General features: G+C 72.2%; 21 protein-coding genes. 9 read left to right on the top strand and 12 right to left on the bottom strand.

Going from position 1 to position 22,443, the window contains the following annotated elements; genetic code table 11:
• Positions 1 to 3 precede the first annotated feature (3 nt).
• From ABEA24_RS20640 to ABEA24_RS20615, 6 genes are all read right to left on the bottom strand, one after another.
• Positions 4 to 405: a hotdog family protein gene (locus ABEA24_RS20640; RefSeq protein ID WP_345432578.1), complete on the bottom strand. Its 402-nt coding sequence runs from the start codon at positions 403 to 405 to the stop codon at positions 4 to 6.
• The gene (locus ABEA24_RS20635; RefSeq protein WP_345432577.1) at positions 395 to 913 is read right to left on the bottom strand and encodes an FAS1-like dehydratase domain-containing protein; all 519 of its coding nucleotides are present in this window, start codon (positions 911 to 913) and stop codon (positions 395 to 397) included. The genes ABEA24_RS20640 and ABEA24_RS20635 overlap by 11 nt, the downstream gene beginning before the upstream one ends.
• On the bottom strand, positions 910 to 1,890 hold the full coding sequence (locus ABEA24_RS20630) for an ABC transporter substrate-binding protein (protein WP_345432576.1): 981 nt from the start codon (positions 1,888 to 1,890) through the stop codon (positions 910 to 912). The genes ABEA24_RS20635 and ABEA24_RS20630 overlap by 4 nt, the downstream gene beginning before the upstream one ends.
• The gene (gene dmpG, locus ABEA24_RS20625) at positions 1,887 to 2,912 is read right to left on the bottom strand and encodes a 4-hydroxy-2-oxovalerate aldolase (protein WP_345432575.1); all 1,026 of its coding nucleotides are present in this window, start codon (positions 2,910 to 2,912) and stop codon (positions 1,887 to 1,889) included. Before dmpG ends, ABEA24_RS20630 begins: the two co-directional genes overlap by 4 nt.
• Positions 2,912 to 3,805 (bottom strand): acetaldehyde dehydrogenase (acetylating), encoded by an 894-nt coding sequence (locus ABEA24_RS20620; protein WP_345432574.1) that lies wholly within the window; start codon positions 3,803 to 3,805, stop codon positions 2,912 to 2,914. The genes dmpG and ABEA24_RS20620 overlap by 1 nt, the downstream gene beginning before the upstream one ends.
• Before the next feature lie 261 nt (positions 3,806 to 4,066).
• Positions 4,067 to 4,681, bottom strand: a complete 615-nt coding sequence (locus ABEA24_RS20615; protein ID WP_345432573.1) for a hypothetical protein — start codon at positions 4,679 to 4,681, stop codon at positions 4,067 to 4,069.
• 181 nt (positions 4,682 to 4,862) lie between these two features.
• On the opposite strand from ABEA24_RS20615, the gene ABEA24_RS20610 reads away from it, so the two are divergent.
• Positions 4,863 to 5,765: a hypothetical protein gene (locus ABEA24_RS20610; RefSeq protein ID WP_345432572.1), complete on the top strand. Its 903-nt coding sequence runs from the start codon at positions 4,863 to 4,865 to the stop codon at positions 5,763 to 5,765.
• A 10-nt stretch (positions 5,766 to 5,775) separates the two neighbouring features.
• Here ABEA24_RS20610 and ABEA24_RS20605 read toward each other — a convergent pair whose 3' ends face one another.
• The 3 genes from ABEA24_RS20605 to ABEA24_RS20595 form a co-directional block, all read right to left on the bottom strand.
• Positions 5,776 to 6,564 (bottom strand): 2-keto-4-pentenoate hydratase, encoded by a 789-nt coding sequence (locus ABEA24_RS20605; RefSeq protein WP_345432571.1) that lies wholly within the window; start codon positions 6,562 to 6,564, stop codon positions 5,776 to 5,778.
• A gap of 86 nt (positions 6,565 to 6,650) precedes the next feature.
• On the bottom strand, positions 6,651 to 8,192 hold the full coding sequence (locus ABEA24_RS20600) for an AbgT family transporter (protein WP_345432570.1): 1,542 nt from the start codon (positions 8,190 to 8,192) through the stop codon (positions 6,651 to 6,653).
• 55 nt (positions 8,193 to 8,247) lie between these two features.
• Positions 8,248 to 9,516 (bottom strand): metal-dependent hydrolase family protein, encoded by a 1,269-nt coding sequence (locus tag ABEA24_RS20595; protein WP_345432569.1) that lies wholly within the window; start codon positions 9,514 to 9,516, stop codon positions 8,248 to 8,250.
• Positions 9,517 to 9,630: 114 nt separating this feature from the next.
• On the opposite strand from ABEA24_RS20595, the gene ABEA24_RS20590 reads away from it, so the two are divergent.
• The 5 genes from ABEA24_RS20590 (at position 9,631) to ABEA24_RS20570 (ending at position 15,836) form a co-directional block, all read left to right on the top strand.
• Positions 9,631 to 10,668 carry an Lrp/AsnC family transcriptional regulator gene (locus tag ABEA24_RS20590; protein ID WP_345432568.1) on the top strand — a complete coding sequence of 346 codons (1,038 nt, stop codon included), beginning with the start codon at positions 9,631 to 9,633 and terminating at the stop codon, positions 10,666 to 10,668.
• A gap of 310 nt (positions 10,669 to 10,978) precedes the next feature.
• Positions 10,979 to 12,007, top strand: coding sequence for an NAD(P)/FAD-dependent oxidoreductase (locus ABEA24_RS20585; protein ID WP_345432567.1), 1,029 nt, complete (start codon positions 10,979 to 10,981; stop codon positions 12,005 to 12,007).
• A 1-nt stretch (position 12,008) separates the two neighbouring features.
• Complete coding sequence (locus ABEA24_RS20580) at positions 12,009 to 12,329, top strand: ferredoxin family protein (protein WP_345432566.1); 321 nt, start codon at positions 12,009 to 12,011, stop codon at positions 12,327 to 12,329.
• 1 nt (position 12,330) lies between these two features.
• Entirely contained in the window at positions 12,331 to 13,254 is a 924-nt protein-coding gene (locus ABEA24_RS20575) for an LLM class flavin-dependent oxidoreductase (protein ID WP_345432565.1), read from the top strand.
• A complete protein-coding gene (locus tag ABEA24_RS20570; protein WP_345432564.1) occupies positions 13,251 to 15,836 on the top strand; it encodes a CaiB/BaiF CoA-transferase family protein in 2,586 nt (861 codons plus the stop codon). Before ABEA24_RS20575 ends, ABEA24_RS20570 begins: the two co-directional genes overlap by 4 nt.
• A gap of 88 nt (positions 15,837 to 15,924) precedes the next feature.
• Here ABEA24_RS20570 and ABEA24_RS20565 read toward each other — a convergent pair whose 3' ends face one another.
• On the bottom strand, positions 15,925 to 16,803 hold the full coding sequence (locus tag ABEA24_RS20565; protein ID WP_345432563.1) for an SDR family NAD(P)-dependent oxidoreductase: 879 nt from the start codon (positions 16,801 to 16,803) through the stop codon (positions 15,925 to 15,927).
• A 63-nt stretch (positions 16,804 to 16,866) separates the two neighbouring features.
• The gene (locus ABEA24_RS20560) at positions 16,867 to 18,321 is read right to left on the bottom strand and encodes a DHA2 family efflux MFS transporter permease subunit (RefSeq protein WP_345432562.1); all 1,455 of its coding nucleotides are present in this window, start codon (positions 18,319 to 18,321) and stop codon (positions 16,867 to 16,869) included.
• 120 nt (positions 18,322 to 18,441) lie between these two features.
• Between ABEA24_RS20560 and ABEA24_RS20555 the strand changes: the two genes are divergently transcribed.
• Both ABEA24_RS20555 and ABEA24_RS20550 read left to right on the top strand, forming a co-directional pair.
• On the top strand, positions 18,442 to 19,098 hold the full coding sequence (locus ABEA24_RS20555; protein ID WP_345432561.1) for a TetR/AcrR family transcriptional regulator: 657 nt from the start codon (positions 18,442 to 18,444) through the stop codon (positions 19,096 to 19,098).
• Between the two features lie 150 nt (positions 19,099 to 19,248).
• Positions 19,249 to 20,013, top strand: coding sequence for a DUF4190 domain-containing protein (locus ABEA24_RS20550; protein WP_345432560.1), 765 nt, complete (start codon positions 19,249 to 19,251; stop codon positions 20,011 to 20,013).
• Positions 20,014 to 20,140: 127 nt separating this feature from the next.
• Here the strand turns inward: ABEA24_RS20550 and ABEA24_RS20545 are convergent, their stop codons facing one another.
• The gene (locus ABEA24_RS20545; protein ID WP_345432559.1) at positions 20,141 to 20,701 is read right to left on the bottom strand and encodes a helix-turn-helix transcriptional regulator; all 561 of its coding nucleotides are present in this window, start codon (positions 20,699 to 20,701) and stop codon (positions 20,141 to 20,143) included.
• Positions 20,702 to 20,832: 131 nt separating this feature from the next.
• On the opposite strand from ABEA24_RS20545, the gene boxC reads away from it, so the two are divergent.
• Positions 20,833 to 22,443, top strand: coding sequence for a 2,3-epoxybenzoyl-CoA dihydrolase (gene boxC, locus ABEA24_RS20540; protein WP_345432558.1), 1,611 nt, complete (start codon positions 20,833 to 20,835; stop codon positions 22,441 to 22,443).

Here is a 22,443-nt window from a genome sequence, read left to right as displayed (position 1 = left end):
CGATCAGGGGATGTGCACCTCGACGGTGCCGGTGGCGCAGACGGTGCCGTCCGCGGCGGTCTCGGTGAGTGACAGTTCGACGAGCCGGCCGTCGTCGGTCTCCCGGACCGTGGTCACCGTCGCCGAGCAGGTCAGGGGCACGTCGGCGTACGCGGTCGCGCGGTTGCGCCACTCGACGCGGCGCAGCGTCGCGCCGGGGCCGGCCCAGCGCAGCACCGTGCGGGCGAACATCTCGCCGTGCAGCGTCGACTGCACCACGACGTCGGGGAAGCCCTCGGCGCGGGCGTGTTCCTGGTCGTAGTGGATCCGGTGGGAGTTCCAGCTCACCGCGCTGAAGCGGAACAGTCCCACGCGCGTCGGCGTGAACTCCAGCGGCGGGCACACCGCGCCCGGTTCAAGCTCCATCGGCGTCTCCCAGCACGATGACCGATTCCTCCGACACCACGAGCGGCGTGCCGGAGGAATCGAAGTACTCGGTGCGCAGCCCGAGGACCACGAAGTCTCCGGCCTTGCCGTGTTTGCGGTCCGCGCCGGTCAGGGAGCGCTCGGCGTGGATCGTCATGCCGGCCTCCACCGGGGCGAGCAGCCGTACGGCCTGGCCTCCGTGGACCTGCCGGACCGGCAGGCCTTCGGTGCACGGTGACTCGTGCGCACCCAGTCCGTCCGGGCGCAGCTCGTGTTCGGGCGGGCCGTCCTCCCAGCTCAGGATGCCGGTCAGGAACATGGGCGGTGCGACCACCGTACGGCCCGCCGCCTCCGCCGCGCGGGCGGCGACGGCGTAATCGTCGTCGCCGACCGCGATGGCGTACCGGCACAGGTCCCGGACGGTGATCTCGCCGAGTCGGACGCGTTCGGTCCGCCCGCGCAGCCGGGCCGCGCGGGCGCAGACCTCCTCCAGGGGGTCGCTGGTCACTTCGCGTACCTCTCGTACCAGCCCTGGAGCATCACGGTCTTGAGGTCGGGCCGCGCCTTGATCAGCTTCTGTCCGAGGAGGAAGTCCAGCTCCTTGCCGGCGGAGGTGTAGTCGGCGTCCGTGAAGCCGCGCGCCGTGAAGTTGATCTCGGGGAGGACCTTGGCGGTCGTGTCGGCGGGCAGCTTCACCTGCTTCTGCGTCGCCTCCGCCGCGGCCTTCGGGTCCTTCGTCACGATCTGGTCGGCCTCCGCTACGACCTTGAAGATCTTTCCTGCCGTGTCCCCATGGCCGCTCAGCCACTTCTGGTCGGCCAGGAGCCACTGTACGTACCCGACGCCGAAGTCGCCGATCCGGGCGGTGATGTGGCCGCCCTCCTTGACGCCGTTGGCCGCCCACGGCTCGAACAGGACGTAGCCGTCGATCGATCCGCGGCCGAGCAGGCCCGGCATGTCCGGCGGAGACCCCTTGACGATCTTGATGCTGTTGGGGTCGATGCCATTGTGCTTCAGGTACGCGTGGGTGGCGTACAGGCCGAGGCCTTGGATGGAGCCCATGGTCTTGATCTGCTTCGGCGAGTCGATTCCCTTGCGCAGCACGACCTTGAGGTAGCGGTCGGAGGACTGGAAGACGCCCATCGAGCGCAGGTTCGCGTTGTTCGCCACGAGCGACAGCGCGGTGGAGTCGGCGTTCGCGGAGATCTGCGCGGTCCCGGCGACCACGGCCTCGGCGGCGGCCGGTCCGCCCTCGACCTGCATCAGCTGGACGTTCACCCCGGCCTTGGCGAACATGCCGCGTTCCACGGCCAGGTAGAGCGGCGCGTACGACGGGTCGACGCCGACGGCGACGCGGATGACCGGGCCCTTGGCCTGTGCGTTCGCCGCTCCGGCGTCCGTCGACCCGGACGTACACGACGTGGCCAGGGCCAGGGCCGCACCGGCGATGACGGCGGTGCGGGCGCGCCGCAACATGGGCTTCATGCCTTCTCCTCGGCGAGTTCGAGGGCGATCTGGGTGATCTGGTCCTCCTGGCCGCCGACCAGCCGGCGCTCGCCGCAGCGCAGCAGGATCTGGGCCGGGTCCACGCCGTACCGTTCGGCGGCGCGGGCCGCGTGGCCCATGAAGGAGGAGTAGACGCCGCCGTACCCCATCGCCAGGGAGAGGCGGTCGACCACGCACTCGCGTTCCATGATGGGCCGGACGACCTCCTCCGCGACCCGCATCATGCCGAACGTGTCGATGCCGGTGCGCAGGCCGAGCCGGTCGCAGACCGCGACGAGCGCCTCGGTGGGGGTGTTCCCGGCGCCGGCGCCGAGGCCGCGCGTGCAGCCGTCGACCTGCACGGCACCGGCGCGGAAGGCGAACATCGTGTTCGCGACGGCCAGGGAGAGGTTCTGGTGGCCGTGGAAGCCGATCTGCGCCTCGCCGCCGATCTCGGCGAGCATCGCCTCGACCCGGTCGGTCACCTCGTCGAGGACGAGCGCGCCCGCCGAGTCGGTGACGTACACGCACTGGCAGCCGGCGTCGACCATGGTGCGCGCCTGCTTGGCCAGGTCCTCGGGGCTGAGGCGGTGCGCGAGCATGAGGAAGCCGACCGTCTCCAGGCCCATCTCGCGGGCGAGCCCGAAGTGCTGCTCGGAGATGTCCGCCTCGCTGCAGTGGGTGGCGACGCGGATCACCGAGACGCCCAGGTCGTGCGCGGCCCGGATGTCGTCCTTGGTGCCGACGCCGGGCAGCATCAGCGCGGCGATCTTCGCCTGCCGCGCCTCGGCGACCGCCGCCTTGATGAGGACCCGCTCGTCGGTGCCGGACATGCCGTACACGTACGACGAGCCGCCGAGCCCGTCGCCGTGGGTCACCTCGATGACCGGCACGCCGGCCGCATCGAGTTCGCGCACGACGCCGCGGACCTGTTCCTCGGTGAACTGGTGCCGGACGGCGTGGCTGCCGTCCCGCAGGGTCGAGTCGGTGACCCGGATGTCGAGGCCGTCGCCGTACGCCATCAGGCACGTCCTTTCGTCAGCAGCTGCTCCGCGAGGACGTCGCCGACGCGCGCGGCGGCGGCCGTCATGATGTCGAGGTTTCCGGCGTACGGCGGCAGGAAGTCGCCGGCGCCCTCCACCTCCAGGAAGATCGCCACACGCCGTCCGTTGCCATCGGCGTCGAACTGCGGGTCCGACAGCAGCCGGTAGCCGGGCACGTAGCCCGCCACCTCGGCGGCGACCTCCTTCACCGACGCCGTGATCGCCGCCTCGTCGGCGTCGTCGGGGATGGAGCAGTAGACCGTGTCGCGCATCAGCACCGGCGGGTCCGCCGGGTTCAGGATGATGATCGCCTTGCCGCGCTTCGCGCCGCCGAGCACCTCGATCGCCCGCGACGTGGTGCGGGTGAACTCGTCGATGTTCTGCCGGGTGCCCGGGCCGGCCGACAGGGAGGCGATCGACGCGACGATCTCGGCGTACGCGACCTCGGTGACCCGGGACACCGCGTGCACCATCGGGATCGTGGCCTGTCCGCCACAGGTGACCATGTTGACGTTGGGCGCGTCCAGGTGCTCGCGCAGGTTGGCGGGCGGCACGACGTACGGGCCGCGCGCCGCCGGAGTCAGGTCGATCGCGCGGATGCCGGCGGCGGCGTACCTCGGCGCGTTCCGGACGTGGACGTACGCGGAGGTCGCCTCGAACACGAGGCCGGGCAGCTCCGGCTGTGCGAGCAGCCAGTCGACGCCTTCGGCGGAGGTGGTGAGGCCCTCCTTGGCGGCTCTCGCCAGTCCCGCGCTGGCGGGGTCCACGCCGATCATCCAGCGCGGCTCGACCAGGTCCGAGCGGAGCAGCTTGTAGAGCAGGTCGGTGCCGATGTTGCCGGACCCGACGATCGCGGCCGAGATCTTCGTCATCTGCCTCTCCCCGTCAGCCGAAGGTCACCGTGACCAGCTGCGGCCGGTGTCCTCGCCGCCTCGGCCGGCACCTCACCAGGAACGGTCATGGTTTCTTCCTTCCTGTCATCGGGCGAGAATTCCAGCCGCGTCCGCGCAGGAGTAAGCCGATCGTCCTGCTGAGCGGAACGACGGCGTCACCTGGGATCGAACGCCTCGGCGTGTGGGTGTACGCCGGCGGCCGGTGACCGGCGGATCGACCCGCCGGTCACCGGACACCCCCTAACGGATGTCGAGGAAGCGGAAGGCGCGGTAGCCGCGCTGGTAGTTCGTCGACCAGACGTGCTGGCGGGCGCCGGACTGGCCGCCGGCCTGCTCGTAGACCACGGCCGGGCCCCCGACGCCGCCCTGCCAGCGGACGAACAGCGCGATGTGCGCGTCGTCGCCCGGGCCCTTGTAGTAAGCGAACGCGTCGCCGGGTGCCAGGGCGGACTTGGAGATCTCGCGCGACTTCGAGGCGTGCCCGCCGAGGGGGGTCAGTGCCGGATTCGAGCTGCCGACCGTGAGGTTGCCGACATTCCAGGCCATGGACACGTACCCGGAGCAGTCCGCCCGGAACGTGCCGGGCCGGCAGGACGCCCGCTGCCCGGCGGGCGTGTAGCACGTGCTCTGGGAGTAGGGGATGTTCGTCTTGTTGAGCCACCAGCCAGCCCGGCCGAGCACCTGGGAGCGGGTGATGGTCGTCGCGGCGTCGGTGTGCACGGCCGTGTCGTACGACACGGCCGCGACGTTGCGGGCCTGGACCGCAGTGTGGCCCGGCATCGCGGCGAGCGACGCCGTGGCGAGGGCGGGTACGGCCGCCGCGGCGCTCAGCGTGAGCGAGTGAGCTCGTCCCATCGTGGGTGTTCCTTTCGGATCCGGTGGTGGTTGAACACGGTTCCGATTGGAGGGCACGACTCCGATGGGTCACAAGATATTCACTGTCCGGAGTCGGCCGGAGCGGGCCGAGAATGTCCCGGACGCAGGTCAGGGCCTTGGTGAAGACTGGTTCGGGGACCGATCCGACGGGGGATCAACGATGGCCGAGCTCACGCCGGACGATCCGGGCGCCGCCGAGACGATCGAGCAATACGTCGGTCTGCTGGGCGACCTCTGCCGTCATTCGGGGCTCAGCCTGCGGCGCCTGGAGCGCCGCGCACGCGCCCTCGCACTGCCCCGGTGGCTGCCCAGTTCCACGGTGAGCGACGTCTTCCGCAACCCGGGCCGGCTCGTCGCCATGACCGACCGGAGGGAGTTCGTCGCGTCGATCCTGCGCTGCTGCGACGTCACCGAGGCTGGCCCCTGGCTGGCCGCCCTCGACCGCCTGGTCCTGGAGAAGCACGCACCGGGCGGGAGCGACGAGACCACGTCGCCGGTCGCCACCTCGACCGACGACAAGGGCGCCGACACCTCGACCGACGTCGAGCGTGCCGGGGCCGCGGTCCGGCCCCTGTTGCCGATCATCGGGGCCGTGGTCGCGTGTGCGGTGTCGGCGGGGGTCGTCTGGTTCGCGCTGGGCCGGTCGCAGCGGCGGCCACCGCCTTCGTCGGCGCCGGCCGGGTCGACCTGTGCGGCGGATGCCGCCGCCGACGCGACGATCGACGCGTCCGAGCTGCGCGGAAGGGACGCGAAGCGCGAGAACCCGACCCTCGACTTCGCCTACCTGCACGGCTCGGCCTGGTACGCGTACCACAACGGCGCGACCTACTACTGGGGACGCGGCCGCTCGGACGCCGGCACCGGTGGCGTACGGCTCGACTGGCGGGTCGGGACCGGGCCGTGGCACTCGTGCCCTGCGATCATCACCGGCCACAGCCCGACCCGCGACTACGTGCGGACACCGGCCGTGAAGAAGGTGGTCGGCGGTGTCGACCTCGTCATGCGGATATGCCTGTGGGCCGACTACCCGAGATACACCGAGAAATGCACCGGCGAGCTCTGACCCGGGACGGTCAGCCGAACGTCACCGAGACCGGGCCGAGCACGTCGAAGTCGCCCGTCACGACGTCGCCCGCCACCACGTCCACCGCGCGCGTGCAGGCACCGGGGAGTACCACGTGGCCGGGCTCCAGGGACACGCCTCGCTCGCCGAGGGTGTTGGCGAGCCAGGCGACCGCGGCGGCCGGGTTGCCGAGCACCGCCGACCCCGGGCCGCGCTCGACGAGTTCGCCGCCCTTGAGCAGCCGCCCCTCGACGCGCTCCAGGTCCACGTCGCCGACCGGCACCCGGCGCTCGGAGATCACGACGCCGGCGCTGCTGGCGTTGTCGGCGACGGTGTCGGCGAGCGTGATCCGCCAGTCGGCGACCCGGCTGTCGACGATCTCGATCGCGGCGCGCAGGTGGTCGGTGGCGGCGAGGACGTCGTCGACCGTGACGCCCGGTCCGCGCAGTTCGTCCCGGAGGACGAACGCGATCTCGATCTCGGCCTTCGGGGCGAGGAGGTCCGCCGCCGCCACCTTGCCGCCGTCCTCGGTGAACATCGACGCGAACAGCACGCCGTAGTCCGGCTGGTCGACGCCGAGCATCCGCTGCATGGCGGCGGAGGTCAGCCCGACCTTGTGGCCGCGCACCGTCTCCCCCGCGGCGATCCGCCGCCGCGTGTTGATCAGCTGGATCTCGTACGCGTCGGCCGTGTCGAGGCCGGGCCAGGTCTCGGTCGGCGGCGGGATCGCCGCGCGGTCGCGCTCGGCGGCGGCCAGTGCCCGCGCCGCCTCGGCGAGCGCCTCACCGGGTACGGTCATGTTCGTTTCCCTCCTGTCACGCGGCGACGATTCCAGCCGGCATTCGGCCTGGACAGCCGATCGTCCTGCTCAGCGGACCGCTGCTGTCAATGCAGGTGGATGCCGCTGCCCGGACCGAGAGGCAGGCCCAGCGTATAGAAGACGGCGAGCAGCAGGGTCCACACCACCAGGAACGGCAGGGCGAAGATCGCCAGCCGGGAGATCATCGTGCCGAACCGCGCCTCGGGCTCGTACTCGCGCAGCATCGCCAGGGCCAGCAGCAGGTACGGATTCATGGGCGTGACGATGTGCATGGCGGAGTCGCCGACACGGAAGGCCGCCTGGCTGAGCGCGGGGCTCATCCCCAGCAGCATGAACGCGGGGACGAACACCGGGGCGAGCAGCGACCACAGCGCCGATCCGGAGACGATGAACAGGCTCAGCAGCGCGGTCAGCGCGACGAACAGGACGATGACGCCGAGGCCGGTGAGGCCGATCGACTTCAGCAGCGCCGCGCCCTTCACCGCCAGCACGAGGCCGAGATTCGACCAGTTGAACAGCGCGATGACCTGGGCCGCGACGAAGATGAGGACGACGTAGCCCGCCATGCTCTTGACGGCCTCGGTGGACATCGTGACGGCGTCCTGGGCGGAGCGCACGGTCCCGGACGCGATGCCGTAGGTCAGGCCCGCGATGAGGAAGGCGAGGAAGATCAGAGTGACGATCCCGGACAGCACCGGGGACGGCACCAGCGCGCCGCCCGGCCCGCGCAGCGGGCTGCCCGGCCACAGCCAGGCGGTCAGGACGGTCGCGACGTAGGCGGCCAGCACGACGCCGGTGACCCGCAGCCCCCGCCACTGCTCGGAGGAGATGTCGGCCTGCTCGGGCTGCTCGTCCCGCTCCTCGTAGGCGCCGAGGCGCGGTTCGAGCACCCGGGAGATCAGGAATCCGCCGAGCAGGCCGAGGATGATGCTGCTGACGGCCGTGAAGAAGTAGTTGACGAGGAGGTTCACCTCGACGCCGGACGCGCCGGGCAGGACCGCGACCGACTTCTGCGTGATGCCGATGAGGAGGGCGTCGAGGGAGCCGACGGTGAAGCCCGCCGAGTAGCCGGCGCCGACGCAGGCCACGCCGCCGAGCAGCCCGGCGACGGGGTGCCGGCCCGCGGCCTTGAACGCCATCGCGGCCAGCGGCGGGATGACGATGTTCGCGACGTCGCTCATCATGTGCGCCTGGCAGGCCACGATGGCCAGCGCGTACGGCAGGACCGCCCGGGGGACGCGCGCGAGCGTGGCCCGTACCGCGACCTCCAGGAGGCCGCTCCGCTCGGCCAGCCCCACGGCCATGATCAGCATGATGACGGTCGCGAACGGCGGGAAGCCGGCGAAGTTCTGGACCAGGTTCTGCAGGAGCCACACGACGCCGTCGGCGGTCAGCAGCCCTTGGACGGTCTTGGTCTGGTGGGTACCGGGGATCGTGACGGTCGTGCCCAGGCCGCCTAGAACGCTGGACAGAACGGCGACCAGCACGAAGAGGAAGGCGAACAGCAGGACGGGGTGGGGGAGCTTGTTGCCGGCCCACTCGATGCGGCCGAGCACACGGTCGAGCAGGGCCGATCGCTTCGGGACGGCGGCGACGTTCTGGGTCATGGGTTCCCTCGCGTGGTGCGGTGGGCAGGCGGACTCCCGGCCGCCCCAGGGGTAGTCAAGAGGTGGCGGGCGGGGCCTTGCGGATGACGCCCTGCTGGATCACGTAGTGGATGTTGGCGGGCTCCCCCAGCACGCCGATGTCGGTGAGCGGATCCCCCGCGCACACCACGACGTCGGCGACCTTGCCCGGCGCGAGCGTCCCCAGCCGCTCGCCGACGCCGAGGAGTTCCGCGGCGGTGCGGGTCCCGGCGACGATCGCGTCCATCGGCGTCATGCCGAGGTCGACGAGGTAGCTCAGCTCCATGAGGTTACGGCCATGCGGGCCGACCGCGGCGTCGGTGCCCATCGCGAACCGGAGGCCGCGTTCGATGGCGCGGGCGATGTTGGTCTTGGTGATGCCCGACCAGCGGACCTTCTTCTGGTAGTGGTAGGCCGGCATCGCGTCCTTGTCGATGCCGGCGTACACCGTCGACAGGGTCGGGACCACGAAGACGCCCTGCTCCCCCGCGAGGTCGCAGGCCTGGTCGTCCAGGCCGTAGCCGTGCTCGATGCTGGTGACGCCCGCGCGCAGCGCGGTGAGGATGCCCCCGGTGCCCTGCGCGTGCGCGGCGACGGCCTTGCCGCCGTGCCGGCGCGCCTCGTCGACGGCGGCGCGGATCTCCTCCTCCAGCAGTTCCTCGTCGTCGGGCTGGTCGTACGGGCTGCCCATGCCGCCGGTCGCACAGACCTTGATCAGGTCGGCGCCCTCCCGGAGCACCCTGCGGACGCCGAGCCGTACCTCGTCCACCGAGTCGGCGAACTCGGCCATGCCCCTGCTCAGGTCGGTGCCGTCGGGCAGCCGTACGTCGCCGTGCCCGCCGGTGTGGCTGATGACGCGGACGGCGGTGTGGATCCGGGGCCCGTCGACGCGGCCGGTCTCGACCGCGGTGCGGTACCCGGCGGGCAGGCCCGCGAGGTCTCGGGCGGTGGTGACGCCGGCGTCCAGCGTCATCCGCAGCCGCGCCGCCGTGTCGAACACCAGGTGCACCGGGTCTTCCTCGCCCCGCTTTCCCGGCGGCCGCCCGGCCGCGAAGCCGAGGTGCACGTGGCAGTCGATGAATCCGGGGAGGACCGTACGGCCGCCGGCGTCGATCACCCGCTCGCCGGGTACGGCGGCGGGAGCACCGGCGGCGGGACCCGCGTAGGCGATGACGCCGGTCTCGTCGACGCACAGGACGGCGTCGTCGACCGGCGCCGCGCCGGTGCCGTCGATGAGGCGGGCACGCTCGACGCGCAGTCCACTGGTACTGGAATGGAACATGTGCAGGGTTGCCGCCTTCCGCATCGTTCGTCCGGGACCGTCCCGATCGCACGACTGTCCGGCGCGTCAGGTGACGGAGAGGTGACAACGCAGGATTGTGTTGATTTCGGAGTGGGAAACGCAGCATCATGCCAACCCATGAGGACGCAGGATTCCGCCGCTGAGCTGGACGAACTCGATCGTCAGCTGGTGCACGCACTGCAAATTCACCCGCGTGCTCCCTGGCGGCTGGTCGGCGAGGTGCTCGGCGTCGATCCGGTGACGGTCTCCCGGCGGTGGCGGCGGCTGGAGTCGCGCGGGCTCGCCTGGGTGACCGCCTACCCACGGCTGACGGACGCCCAGCACGCGGTCACCGCCGTCGTCGAGATCGAGACCGAGGCGGGAGCGGCCGACCGGGTGGCGGCCGAACTGGCGGCCGGCGCGCGGGTGGTCACGATCAAGCACACCACGGGCGCCCGCGACCTCGTCGTGACGGTGCAGGCGACGGACCTCGACTCACTGGCGAGTCACCTCACCCGCGACGTCTCGGCGGTCCCCGGCGTACGGGCGACCCGCACGCACCTGGCGACGCTGGTCCCCGCCGAGGGCAGCCGCTGGCGGCTCCGGAGCCTGGACCGCGACCAGCGCGCGCGGATGGAACAGGCCGCGCCCGACCCCCGGCGGCGGCCGGCCGGCCCCTGGCAGGAGGTGGACGCGCGGCTGCTGTCCCTGCTCGGCACCGACGGCCGCATGCCGATCGGCGACCTGGCGGCTCGCACGGGCACGAGCATGACGACCGTACGGCGGCGCCTGGACGCCCTCATCGGCTCACGCGTCAACCTGCGCTGCGACCTGTCGCGGCCGGTCTCGGGATGGCCGGTCTCGGCGGTCTACTTCGGCTCGGTGCCGGCCGAGCGCGCCGGCGAGGCCACCGAGGCGCTGGCCCGGATACCGGAGGTCCGCTCCTGCGGCATCTACGCCGGGCCGCACAACCTGATCATCGACGCGTGGCTGCGCGGGCTCGCCGACGTGTACGCGTTCGAGGCCCATCTGTCCGGGAAGATCGCCCGGCTGGACGTCCACGACCGGTGCGTCGTCCTGCGCACGTCCAAGCACATGGGACGGCTGCTGGGCCGCGACGGCCGATGCGTCCGTACGGTGCCGATCGACCTGTGGCCGGCCGAGCAGCAGCCGTGACCGAGTCGCGTTGACCACCGCGCCCTGTCTCTGCCGAGTCGACGCCGTGTGCGCGAGCCGCCCTGACCAACGCGCCTTGACCACCGCGCCCCGACCACTGGGCCCTGGCCACTGGGCCGATCCACGGCCGCCGACGGTCGCGCCTGGGGTCGCGCGGCGTCGGCGCGGCGTCGCCGGTGAACCGGGCGTTCCGCTCACCGGACCGGGTCCGCCGGTTCCTCGCCGCGCCGGGCCGCCGGTCTGCGGGCCGTCCTGCTCACCGGACCGGATCCGTTGGTGGGGCGCGCCGCCGTGCTTACCGTCACCTGTCATGAGCACGCTTGCCGAGATCTCGGTGCCAACGGACGAGAGCCCGCCGACCGAGGTCGACATCTTGATCGTCGGCGCCGGCCCGGCCGGACTGTACGGCGCGTACTACGCGGGTTTCCGCGGCCTGCGGGTGGCGGTCATGGACGTGCTTCCCCAGCCGGGCGGCCAGATCACCGCCATGTACCCGGAGAAGCCCATCTTCGACATCGCCGGCCTGCCCTCGGTGCGCGGCCGGGACCTGGTCGACAACCTGCTGGCCCAGGCGGCGCCGTACGGGCCGGAGTACCTGCTCGGTCACCAGGCCGTGGACCTGTCCTACGAGGACGGACTGCCCGTCGTCCGCAGCGCCCAGGGCGCGACCGTACGGGCCGGGGCGGTCGTCGTCACCGGCGGGATCGGGACGTTCACCCCGCGGCCGCTGCCCGCCGCGAGCGCGTTCGACGGGCGGGGGCTCGTCTACTTCGTGCGGCGGCTCGCCGAGCACACCGACCAGGACGTCGTGATCGTCGGCGGCGGGGACAGCGCCTTCGACTGGGCCGACAGCCTGGCGCCTCTGGCCCGCTCGGTCACGCTGGTCCACCGCCGCGACCGGTTCCGGGCGCACGCCGCGACCGTCGGACGCGTCCGTGAGGCGGGCGTCGAGATCCTCGTCAACAGCGCGGTGACGGCCGCTGCGGGCCCGGACGGCCTGGAGACCGTGCAGGTCACCCACCTGCCCGACGGGACGACGCGGGAGCTGAAGGCGCAGACCCTCATCGCCGCGCTGGGCTTCACCGCCGATCTCGGGCCGCTGCTCGACTGGGGCCTCGAACTCCGGTCGCGGCGGATCGCGGTCGGCACCGACATGGCCACGAACCTGCCCCGCGTGTACGCCGCGGGCGACATCACCGACTACCCCGGCAAGGTCCGGCTGATCGCGGTGGGCTTCGGCGAGGTCGCCACGGCGGTCAACAACGCCGCCACCGTCATCGACCCGGAGGCCGAGCTGTTCCCCGGGCACTCCACGGACGGCCCCGCAGAGAGGAAGTGAGATGGCCTACGTCATCGGCGCGGCATGCGTCGACGTCATGGACCGGTCGTGCATGGAGGAATGCCCGGTCGACTGCATCTACGAGGGAGCGCGCAAGCTCTACATCCACCCCGTCGAGTGCATCGACTGCGGCGCCTGCGCGGAGGTCTGCCCGGAAGAGGCGATCTCCGCCGACCGGGCCGCCGACCCGGACCACCGGCTGGACAACCGGCGGTTCTTCGAGGAGCCGCTGCCGGGGCGGGAGGAGCCCGTCGGCTCGCCGGGCGGCTCGGCGAAGATCGGCCCGGTCGGGCTGGACACCGCGATGGTCGAGGCGGGCTGACATGCGCGTCGGAATCCGCCTGCCTCCCTGCCGCCCCGTGGACGAAGTGGCCGAGGCCGCACGGCGGGCCGAGGAGCTCGGCTTCGACGACGTCTGGATGCCCGACTCCCAGACGCTGTGGCGCGACGCCTTCACCGCGCTCGCCTGCGCGGCGCTGCGCACCGAGCGGGTCCGCCTCGGGACCGCGGTCACCAACCTGGTGACCCGCCATCCGAGCGTCGTCGCCGCCGCCGCGCGGACCGTCGCCGAACTCGCGCCGGGCCGCTTCGTGCTGGGGATCGGCGTCGGCAACAGCTCCGTCGGGCCCGTCGGCCTCCGGTCGTCCACCACCGCTGAGCTGCGCGCGGGCGTGACCGGGCTCCGCGACACGATGCCGGGGATCCCCATCCACGTCGCGGCCAGCGGTCCGCGTAACCTCGCGCTCGGCGGTGAGCTGGGCGACGGCGTGATCCTGCTCGCCGGGGCCTCGACGGCGCGCGTCCAGGACGCCCTGGACATCGTCGGCGGGCACGGCGCGCCGCCGGAGGTGACGGTCTCCGCCTTCTGCCAGGTCACCGACGACCTCGAACGGGACGCGCCCGCGCTGAAGCCGGTGTGCGCCGCGATGGCGCAGAAGGGCGGCGGCCCCGCCCTCGCCGCGGCCGGCATCGAGGTGCGGGTCCCGAGCCAGGTACCCGGTGTCCGTCCCGACCTGCTGCACGCGGAAGACTGGGAGCACGCCGTCGAGGTGTGCTCCGCGTGGGTGAGCGACGCCGACGCCGTACGGTTCGCGGACGAGTTCTGCCTGTACGGCACGGTGGAACAGATCGCCGACCGGATGGCCGGCCTGGAACGGCTCGGGGTCACCGGCGTCCTGCTCCAGCACGTCGGCTCCTACACCCTCCCCCATGAGCTGATGGAATCGCTCGGAAAGGTGCTCGCGTGATCCGTGTCCTGGAGATTGGCGACTACGCCGCGCCGGACGCCGGGCGCATGCTCGTCGGCCTCGGCGCGGACGTCACGATCGTCGAGCCGTCCGATGGCGTCGCGGCCCGCCGTACGGACCCCGTCGGCTTCGCGCACCGGGCGGCCGGGAAGTCCTCCGTACGGCCGGAGGACGCCCTCGCGCTCGCGCCGCAGTGCGACGTGATCCTGGACGGCACGTGGGGCGGTCCTCTCACGCAGGTCGCGGCCGACCTGGTGGCGGCCGCCGGACGCGGAGTCGTCCACGTCGTGCTGACGCCGTACGGGGACGACGGCCCGGCCGCCGAATGGGCGGCGACCGACCTCACCGTCGCCGCCGCGGGCGGCATGCTCGCACTGATCGGCCGGCCGGACCGCCCGCCGCTGCGCCCGTACGGCGATCAGGCGAACCAGCTCGCGGGGCTGAACGCCGCGATCGCGACCCTGATCGCCACGCGCACCGGCGGCGGGCAGCGCGTGATCGTCTCCGGTCAGGCCTCGGTCGCCGCGAGCCTGGAGTTCGGCGCGATCACCTACATCCACACCGGCCGGGTTCCGGAGCGGACGGGCAGCACGCACCCGATGGCCCCGCACACGCTGTTCGCCACGGCGGACGGCCTCATCGCCGGCGGCCTGGGCGGCAGCCCGCGAATGTGGGACGCCACGCTCGCCTGGCTCACCGAGAACGGCACGGCGGGCGACCTGGCCGACGAGCGGTGGCAGGACCCGGTGTACCGGGTCCGGCACCGCGAGGAGATCTTCGACCGGCTCGCGGCCATCGTCGGCGAGATGAAGCGCGACCAGCTCTTCCACGAGGGTCAGGCTCGGCGGCTCCCCTGGGCGGCGGTGCTGCGCCCGGAGGAGCTGACGGCCAACGCCCAGCTGGTCGAGCGCGGCTTCTTCGTCGACGTCACGACCCCCTGGGGCCCGGCGCGCGACGCGGGCTTCGCGGCCCGCGTCCGCGGAGCGGCCCCGCCGGCCCGGCTGCGCGTCCCCGAACCCGGCGAGCACGCCGCCTCCGCGGACACCGACCGGGCGCGGGACATCGCGCCGCTCGAAGCCGCCGCCCCGGCGACCGCCGATCCGCGGACGCGGACCGCCTTGCCGACCGAACCCACCGCCTCGGTGGCCGCGGAACGGGTGGGGGACATCGCGCCGTCCGAACCCGCCGCCCCGGCGACCGCCGAACCCCGGGCGCGGACCGCCTTGTCGGCCCAACCCGGCACCTCGGCGACCGCCGAGCGGACCGCCGTGCCGACCCGACCCGCCGCCTCGGTGGCCGCCGAACGGCGGGCGGGCACCGTCACCGCGGCAGCCGAACGGCGGGCACGGGACGCCGCGCCGGTCGAACCGCGGCGGGGAGCCCTGGAGGGGATCCGGGTCCTCGACCTCACCTGGGTGCTCGCCGGGCCGTACGCCACCAAGACCCTCGCCGACCACGGCGCGGAGGTCATCAAGATCGAATCCCGGCACCGCCCGGACCCGACCCGCTTCTCCCCCGGGTTCCACCTGTCCCGGTCCGACGAGACCGACCCCGACACGAGCGGCTACTTCAACAACGTCAACCGGAACAAGAAGAGCGTCACCGTCAACCTGCGCACGCAGGAGGGCCGCGACCTCGCGCTCCGGCTCGCCGCGCACTGCGACATCGTGGTGGAGAACTTCGCGGCGGGCGTGCTCGACCGGCTCGGGCTCGGCTACGACCGGCTGCGCCAGGTCCGCGAGGACATCATCGTCGTGAGCATGTCGGGCATGGGGCACACCGGCCCGTGGCGCGACTACGTGTCCTACGCCGACGCGGTCTCGGCGCTGTCGGGCTGGACGGCGCTCACCGGAGAGCCGGGCGAGAGGCCGGTCGGCGTCGTGTACGGCCTGGCCGACATCATCGCCGGGCACCACGCCGCGCTGGCCGCGCTGGCAGCCCTGGCCGTACGCGACCGCACCGGCACCGGGCAGCACGTCGACATGGCCCAGCTGGAGACCGCCGCCGCGCACCTGGGCGACGCGATCCTGCGCGCGGACCACGGCGAGACCGTGGAGCCGCTCGGTAACCGGCATCCGCGGATGGCCCCGCACGGGGTGTTCCCCTGCCTCGGCGACGGCACCTGGGTGGCCGTCACCGTCCGGACCGACGAGGAGTTCGCCCGCCTGGCGGCCGTCGCCGGCCTGCCCGACGACCCGGCTTGGGCGACCGTGGCCGGGCGCAAGGCGGACGAGTCCGCGCTGGAGGAGCACGTCGCCGCCTGGACGCGGTCCCGGCCCGCCGAGGCCGTCGCGGAGATCCTGCAGGGCAACGGCGTCCCCGCCTACCCGGTGCGCGACGGCCGTACGCTCGTCGAGCACGACGCGGCGTTGCGCGCGTGGGACTTCTACGTACCGCTCACCCACCCGGCGGCCGGCACCTTCCTGCACGAGGGACTGCCCGCGCGGCTCACCCGCACACCGGGCAGCGTGCACACGCCGGCACCGCGCCTCGGCGAGCACACCGCCGACCTGCTCACCGACCTGCTCGGCCTGGACGAGACCGAGCAGGAGGCGCTCCGCGCGGCCGGCGTCCTGGAGTGACCGTCGCCGTCATCGATCGTCCCCGCACAGCGGCGTCCTGGAGCGGCCGATCCTCGCCGCACGGCGGCGTCCCGGGGTGACGTCGCCGTCATCGATCCTCTCCGCCGGCGGCCCCGGCGCGACGCGCGGATGTGTCGGGTCCGCCGGGCAGCAGTCCGCGTGTGAGGTCGTGGAGCCGCCTCGCCGCGCCTTCGTCGAAGAACGGGGGCCGAAGACGGATCCGCCGGTCCTCGGCGAATGCGCTCAGCGGTTCGGCGGGGGGATCGTCGATGGCCAGGACGATGGGGGCGATGCCCCGTTCCACCGGCTTTCCCATTCTCTTCATCATGGCGACGTGAGCCGCCGTCGCCGGGTCGTACTCGCCGGAGAAGCTCGTCGCCACCATGCCCGGGTTGACCAGCACATACCTGGTCCGCCCGGCGGTGTGGGCGGCGGCGAAGGCGATGCCGAGCAGGTCGTTCGCACGCCCGGCCTGCAGTTGCGCGGCGACCCCCGCGTATCGCCGGTCGAGCCCGAGGTCGTCCCAGCGGATCTCGCCGACCGGGACGTCGGCGGGGCCGGACACGTTGACGATGACGGGGCGGTCGGCGCGCTCGAGCGACGCGACCAGACCGTGGCTGAGCAGGTACCGGCTCAGGTACTCCAGCGCGAACGTCCCCTCGAAGCCCTCCGCCGTCATCCGCCGTGTGGAACGGAAGTGCCGGGCGCAGAGTACGAGCACGTCGACGACGGGAAACCTGGCGGTGAGCGTCTCGATGACCCTCCTGTTCTCCGCGACCAGGCTCAGATCGGCCTGGAGGAAGACGGCCCGTTCTCCGGCGCCGCCCTCCGCCGCGGCCGCCCGGAAGTCCTTTCCCTTCCCCGCGTCACGTCCGAGGACGACGACGGTGTCTCCGCGGCTCAGGTACGTGCGGGCGAGCGCATTGCCCATGCCGTCCGTGCCGCCCGAGATGACGATGGTCCGCACGATGAGTCTCCTTGGGAGTGGGTCCGGGTTCGACGTCGTCGCGATCCCGGGGATGGTCGGGAATCAGGCGCCCGGGAGCGTGAGGTCGGCCGTCTGCGTCTCGTGGCCGGACGCGGGGGCGGTGGGCCGTGCTCCGGGTCGTCCGGGAAGCAGGACGGTGCCCGCGAGGATGATCAGGATCGCGGCGGTCATGAACCAGTACACGCCGTGGAGACCGCGGATCACGTCGGCCTTCCCTGCCGTCTGGACGATGAGCGCGACGACCGCGACACCGACCGAGGCGCCGAACTGGTTCAGCATGTAGAGCACGGAGCTGCCCTGGGGGATCAGCGGCGGGGGCAGGGTGCGGTACAGCGAGCCCATCGTGGCGGCCCCGACCAGACCGAGTCCGGCGCCGACCGCGAGGGCTGCGAGCGTCGGCCACAGCTCCTGCGTGCGTGCCCCGATCCCGGCGAAGGCGAGCGCGCCGATCACGGCCACGACCGCGCCCGCCCGTACGATCTCGCGCGCGCCGAACCGGTCGGCGAGCCGGCCCGCCAGTGGCGCGGCGACCGCGGCGCTCACCCCGAGTGGCGCGACCAGCAGTCCGGCCGTCAGCGTGCCGTGGCCGTGCGCCTGCTGGTAGTACAACGGCAGCGCGAACAGGGCGGAGAACATCGTGAGGCCGGTGAGCCCCATGACGGTCACGCTCGCCGCGAAGCCACCGCGGGTGAACAGCCTCAGGTCGATCAGGAGAGGTGTGCGCCGGGTGGGCAGCGCGTGCACCGCGTAGCCGATCAGGAGGACGGCGCCGACCGTCAGCGGCGCGAGCACCTGCCAGACCGTGAACGCCGCCCGCTCGCCCGCCTGTGACAGGGCGAGCATCAGGCTCGTGAACCCGGGAGCGATCAGTGCCACCCCGATGACGTCGAGCCGGGATGCCGTCGGCTCCGGCGCCGGGTCACGGGGTGCCAGGCGGAGGGCGCCGAGGAACGCGACGAGTCCGATCGGCAGGTTGATGAGGAACATCCACCGCCAGCCCAGTCCCTCCAGCACGATCCCGCCCACGACCGGGCCGAGTACAGGGCCGAGTGACAGGACTCCGGCCATCAGCGCCATCACCCGTGCCGCCCTGCGCGGCCCGGCCGCGCGGGCGAGCAGCGTCAGGACGAGCGGATCGACGACGCCCGCCCCGACGCCCTGGACGACGCGGAAGACGATCAGGCTGCCGATGTTCCAGGCCAGCCCGGATGCCAGCGATCCGCCCAGGAAGACCAAGAGGCCGGCCAGCCACAGCCGCCGTCCGCCGAACCGATCGACGGCCCAGGTGGTGACGGGAATGGTGAGGGTCAGGGCGAGCAGATATCCGGTGGAGACCCACCCGATCGCGCTCAGCGAGGCGTCGAACGCCACGGTGAGGGTGTCGATGCCGACGGCGACCATCGTGCCGTCCAGGATGCCCATCATCCCGCCTAGAAGGATCACCACGATCAGCCGTCGCAGCCCTGAATCCAGGCGATGACCTGGCATTTCCGTCATAAGTCGCCCCTAACTAGACCGATGAGTCCAGCTTAAAGGACTCATTCGTCTCGCCCCGGACAGTATCAAAAACCAGACTCGCGAGTCTGGTTCAGCCGACGGATCGGTAGGATGGTCCGCATGGCGGAAGCGGTGACCTTGGCAGGGAAGGGCCTCTCGCGTGGGCGAGGGCGCATCGACAAGCGGCGAGCGATCCTGGACGCGGCGTTCGGCGTCTTCTCCCGTGAGGGTTACGCCCAGGCCGGCGTGGATGCGATCGCCGCCGAGGCGGGCGTCGCCAAGGCCACCGTGTACAACCACTTCGGCGACAAGGAGACGCTGCTCCGCGAGACGTTCGCCGCCCTCGCCGACAGCGCCCTGGAGCAGAACCTCGCGGTGGTCGAGCGGCTCGCCGACCAGGGCGGAGACCTGCGGACGTTGCTGGAGGATGTCGCCTTTCGCCTGCTTCAGTGCCACTGCGACGACCGCTCCCGGGCGCTACGGCGGCTCTTGTCCGCGGAGATGACCCGGTTCCCGGACCTGCTCGACACCGTCCAGGGGGTGTCGGACCGGGTCACCGAGTCCCTGGCCGACCGGCTGGCGCGTCTCGCGCTGGCCGGCCGGCTGAGCCTCACGGATCCCCTCGTGGCCGCGGAGCAGTTCTCCGCCCTGCTCGGCGGCCCGGCGGACAAGCGCTCCCGCCTCGGGACCCGGCCGGTCCCCGACACCGAGTTGCGCGAGGTGGCACGCGCCGCCGTCGACACCTTCCTGAAGGCCTTCGCCCCGGCTCCCGCGTGACCACCCGGTACGCCGGCCTGCTCGGCCTGGACGAGACCGCGCAGGCCACGCTGCGCGCCGCCGGTGTTCTCGAGTGAAGTTGAAAAAATATACGGTTCCGTATGGAAAAAGAATCACCAAGAGAGTAAAGATCTGGAAAGCTCTCGCCCCATGTCCTATCCACCCAACTCCGGTTCCGCGCCTGATTCCGCGTTTGGAGGACCGCAGTATCCCCCGTACGGTGCGCAGGGTCCCGGACCCGCGCCCGGCCCGCCGGCCTACCAGTCGCCCTACGAGCCGCCGGCGAGCAACAAGACCAACGGTCTGGCCATCGCCAGCCTCATCACCGGCCTCATCGGGTGCATCTCCCTCGTAGGGGCGATCCTCGGCGTGATCGCGCTTCGCCAGATCAAGGAGCGCGGCGAGCGCGGTCGCGGTCTGGCGATCGCCGGCATCGCGCTGTTCTGCTTCTGGGTAGTGCTCTCGGTGATCGGCCTCGCGCTCAGCAAGGGCTCCGGCAAGGCGAACACGAACACGGGTCTGGGCGCGAAGCCCACACCGACCGTGACCAAGACGCACGACGTGAAGGTCAAGAAGATGCGCGTCGGCGAGTGCATCAACGACAACTCCTCCGCGGACAGCGTGGAGAGCGTTCAGGTCGTGCCGTGCAACAAGCCTCACGACGGCGAGGTGCTGGCCGTCTTCAGGTTGAAGGGGCTGATCCTGCCGGGTGACTCCGAGCTGCAGAACCAGGCGAAGCTCGGCTGCCGGAAGTTCGCCCGCCCCCGGCTCGAGCGGGATCCGGCGGCCGACAAGCTCGCGATGTCGTACTACTACCCCTCGCCGGAGTCGTGGAGAGCGGGCGATCACTCGGTCACCTGCGTCGGCGTCGCCGCCACGGACGGCAAGAAGCTCACCCGCCGCCTCCACGCCTGACGCCCGGCGGGACGCACCATCACCGACCGCGTCGTGCAGGCCCTGCGCCTGCCGCGCGGCCGTACGGCGTCCGACGCACGATGGCCACGCCGCCGCGGCGCAGGAATAGCGCCGCGGCGGAGCGCTGTCAGCGCGCCCGGAGCGGGACGACCCGGCTCCGGGCCGGGCCGGTGCCCTCCGGCCCTGCGCCCGGCCGGGTCCGGGACGAGCGCGGCTGGAAGGGCAGGAAGCGGTCCGCGCGGTGCGGGCGCGCCGGGATGTCGGTGCTCTCGACCGCCAGCATCCGGTCGAAGCGGAACGCGCGGATGTGGCGGCGCAACCGGCACCAGCCGACGAGGTACCAGTGGTCACGGTGCACGAGGCAGGTGACCGGCTCGACCTCGCGGACCGTGACGTTGCCCTTGGCGTCGACGTAGTGCAGGCGGACGACGAGCCGCGCGGTGATCGCGCTCGCCGCGGTCCGGGCGCGGTGCGCCGTCGCGGGGTCGAGCGGGCGGGCCAGGGTTTCGAGGGTGGTGCCGACGACCTCGGCCGGGTCGAGGTCGTCGAAGAGACGGCGCAGGGCCCGGCGTGCCGTGGCGGACTGCGGACCGGCGCCCAGGTGAGCGAGCGAGAGGGCGAGGGCCGCCACCTCGGGGGCGGGAAGGTGGGGACGGGTACGGCTTGCGAGCGTCGCGTTCTCGGCCATGGTTCGATCATACGTTCGAACACTGACATTTTGGAGGCCCAACCCGGGGCCCACGGCGGCCTGTTTTTCTACAAAACCTAGACGCGGCGTCAGAAAAACTTAGAATGATGGCCTCGGGAGGGAGGCCGAAGATGTCCGACTCCGAGCCGCGGGTCTCGTTCCAGACCCGGCCCGACCTGTACCGGCACTGGCGCGTCGAGTTCGACGGCGAGGTCGCCCGGCTGGTCATGCGGGTCGACGAGCGTGGCGGGCTGCGCCCCGGCTACGACCTCAAGCTGAACTCGTACGACCTCGGGGTCGACATCGAACTGTACGACGCCGTCCAGCGGCTGCGGTTCGAGCACCCCGAGGTGCGCGCGGTGGTGATCACCAGCGCCGACGACCGGGTCTTCTGCGCCGGCGCCAACATCCGCATGCTGGCCGCGTCCGACCACTCGTGGAAGGTGAACTTCTGCAAGTTCACCAACGAGACGCGCTGCGGGATCGAGGACGCCACCGAGAACTCCGGGCAGACCTACCTCGCGGCCGTGAACGGCACCGCGTCCGGCGGAGGGTACGAGATCGCGCTCGCGTGCGACCGCATCCTCCTGGTCGACGACCGGTCCGCCGCCGTGTCCCTGCCCGAGGTGCCGCTGCTCGGGGTGCTGCCGGGCACGGGCGGGCTGACCCGGGTCACGGACAAGCGGAAGGTGCGCCGCGACCGGGCCGACGTGTTCGCCACGAAGGCGGAGGGGCTCAAGGGCCGGACCGCCGTCGAGTGGAACCTGGTCGACGAGGCGATCCCGCGCAGCAGGTTCGAGGAGACCGTCCGCGAGCGCGCGCGGGAGGCGGCGGCGCTGTCCTCGCGCACCGGCGAGCGCGGCGTCTCCCTGCCCATGCTCGAACCGGAGATCACCGCCGACCGCGTGGCGTACCGGCACGTCACGGCCGAGTTCGCGGACGACCTGGTCACCATCACGGTGCGCGGCCCGGAGGGCGACGTCCCGCCGGTCGTCGACGCGGACTTCTGGCCCCTCGCCATGACCCGCGAGCTCGACGACCTCATCCTGTGGCTGCGCGTCAACGAGCCCGAGCGCGGCACCTGGGCGATCCGGACCGTCGGCGACGCCGACGCGGTCCTCGCGTATGAGGAGTCGATGACCGGCGACAAGGACTGGCTGGTCAACGAGATCCGGCACTACTACAAACGGACGCTGAAACGGCTCGACGTCACCAGCCGGAGCCTCGTCGCGCTCATCGAGCCGGGCAGCTGCTTCGCCGGTCCCCTGCTCGAACTGGCCCTCGCCTGCGACCGGCAGTACCTCCTCGAACCGGCGGAGATCGTGGTGACCGACGCGAACCTCGGCGCCTACCCCATGGCGAACGGCCTGAGCCGTCTCGCCGCACGGTTCCACGGCGACGAGGCCGCGCTGGAGCGGATCCGCGACGCGCGCGGGCGGCCCGTCGAGGCCGGTGAGGCGGAGGAGCTCGGCCTGGTCACCCTCGCGCTGGACGACATCGACTGGGAGGACGAGGTCCGCATCGCCGTCGAGGAACGGGCGTCGCTCAGCCCCGACGCGCTCACCGGCCTGGAGGCCAACCTCCGGTTCGGCGGGCCGGAGACCCTCGAGACCAAGATCTTCGGACGGCTCTCCGCCTGGCAGAATTGGATCTTCAATCGGCCGGGCGCCTCCGGGCCCGACGGTGCCCTCAGCAAATACGGCACCGGTAAACGAGCGAGCTTCGACCGGAAGCGAGTCTGA

It is taken from the genome of Actinoallomurus vinaceus (assembly GCF_039542055.1).
Lineage (GTDB): Bacteria > Actinomycetota > Actinomycetes > Streptosporangiales > Streptosporangiaceae > Actinoallomurus > Actinoallomurus vinaceus.
This window is presented reverse-complemented; position numbering and strand designations above follow the sequence as displayed.

Bases quoted from the DNA above. Each gene is read 5' to 3' on its own strand.
- ABEA24_RS20640 (WP_345432578.1), bottom strand. From the start codon at position 405: ATGGAGCTTGAACCGGGCGCGGTGTGCCCGCCGCTGGAGTTCACGCCG.
- ABEA24_RS20630 (WP_345432576.1), bottom strand. From the start codon at position 1,890: ATGAAGCCCATGTTGCGGCGCGCCCGCACCGCCGTCATCGCCGGTGCG.
- dmpG (WP_345432575.1), bottom strand. From the start codon at position 2,912: ATGGCGTACGGCGACGGCCTCGACATCCGGGTCACCGACTCGACCCTG.
- ABEA24_RS20620 (WP_345432574.1), bottom strand. From the start codon at position 3,805: ATGACGAAGATCTCGGCCGCGATCGTCGGGTCCGGCAACATCGGCACC.
- ABEA24_RS20615 (WP_345432573.1), bottom strand. From the start codon at position 4,681: ATGGGACGAGCTCACTCGCTCACGCTGAGCGCCGCGGCGGCCGTACCC.
- ABEA24_RS20610 (WP_345432572.1), top strand. From the start codon at position 4,863: ATGGCCGAGCTCACGCCGGACGATCCGGGCGCCGCCGAGACGATCGAG.
- ABEA24_RS20605 (WP_345432571.1), bottom strand. From the start codon at position 6,564: ATGACCGTACCCGGTGAGGCGCTCGCCGAGGCGGCGCGGGCACTGGCC.
- ABEA24_RS20600 (WP_345432570.1), bottom strand. From the start codon at position 8,192: ATGACCCAGAACGTCGCCGCCGTCCCGAAGCGATCGGCCCTGCTCGAC.
- ABEA24_RS20595 (WP_345432569.1), bottom strand. From the start codon at position 9,516: ATGCGGAAGGCGGCAACCCTGCACATGTTCCATTCCAGTACCAGTGGA.
- ABEA24_RS20590 (WP_345432568.1), top strand. From the start codon at position 9,631: ATGAGGACGCAGGATTCCGCCGCTGAGCTGGACGAACTCGATCGTCAG.
- ABEA24_RS20585 (WP_345432567.1), top strand. From the start codon at position 10,979: ATGAGCACGCTTGCCGAGATCTCGGTGCCAACGGACGAGAGCCCGCCG.
- ABEA24_RS20580 (WP_345432566.1), top strand. From the start codon at position 12,009: ATGGCCTACGTCATCGGCGCGGCATGCGTCGACGTCATGGACCGGTCG.
- ABEA24_RS20575 (WP_345432565.1), top strand. From the start codon at position 12,331: ATGCGCGTCGGAATCCGCCTGCCTCCCTGCCGCCCCGTGGACGAAGTG.
- ABEA24_RS20560 (WP_345432562.1), bottom strand. From the start codon at position 18,321: ATGACGGAAATGCCAGGTCATCGCCTGGATTCAGGGCTGCGACGGCTG.
- ABEA24_RS20555 (WP_345432561.1), top strand. From the start codon at position 18,442: ATGGCGGAAGCGGTGACCTTGGCAGGGAAGGGCCTCTCGCGTGGGCGA.
- ABEA24_RS20550 (WP_345432560.1), top strand. From the start codon at position 19,249: ATGTCCTATCCACCCAACTCCGGTTCCGCGCCTGATTCCGCGTTTGGA.
- ABEA24_RS20545 (WP_345432559.1), bottom strand. From the start codon at position 20,701: ATGGCCGAGAACGCGACGCTCGCAAGCCGTACCCGTCCCCACCTTCCC.
- boxC (WP_345432558.1), top strand. From the start codon at position 20,833: ATGTCCGACTCCGAGCCGCGGGTCTCGTTCCAGACCCGGCCCGACCTG.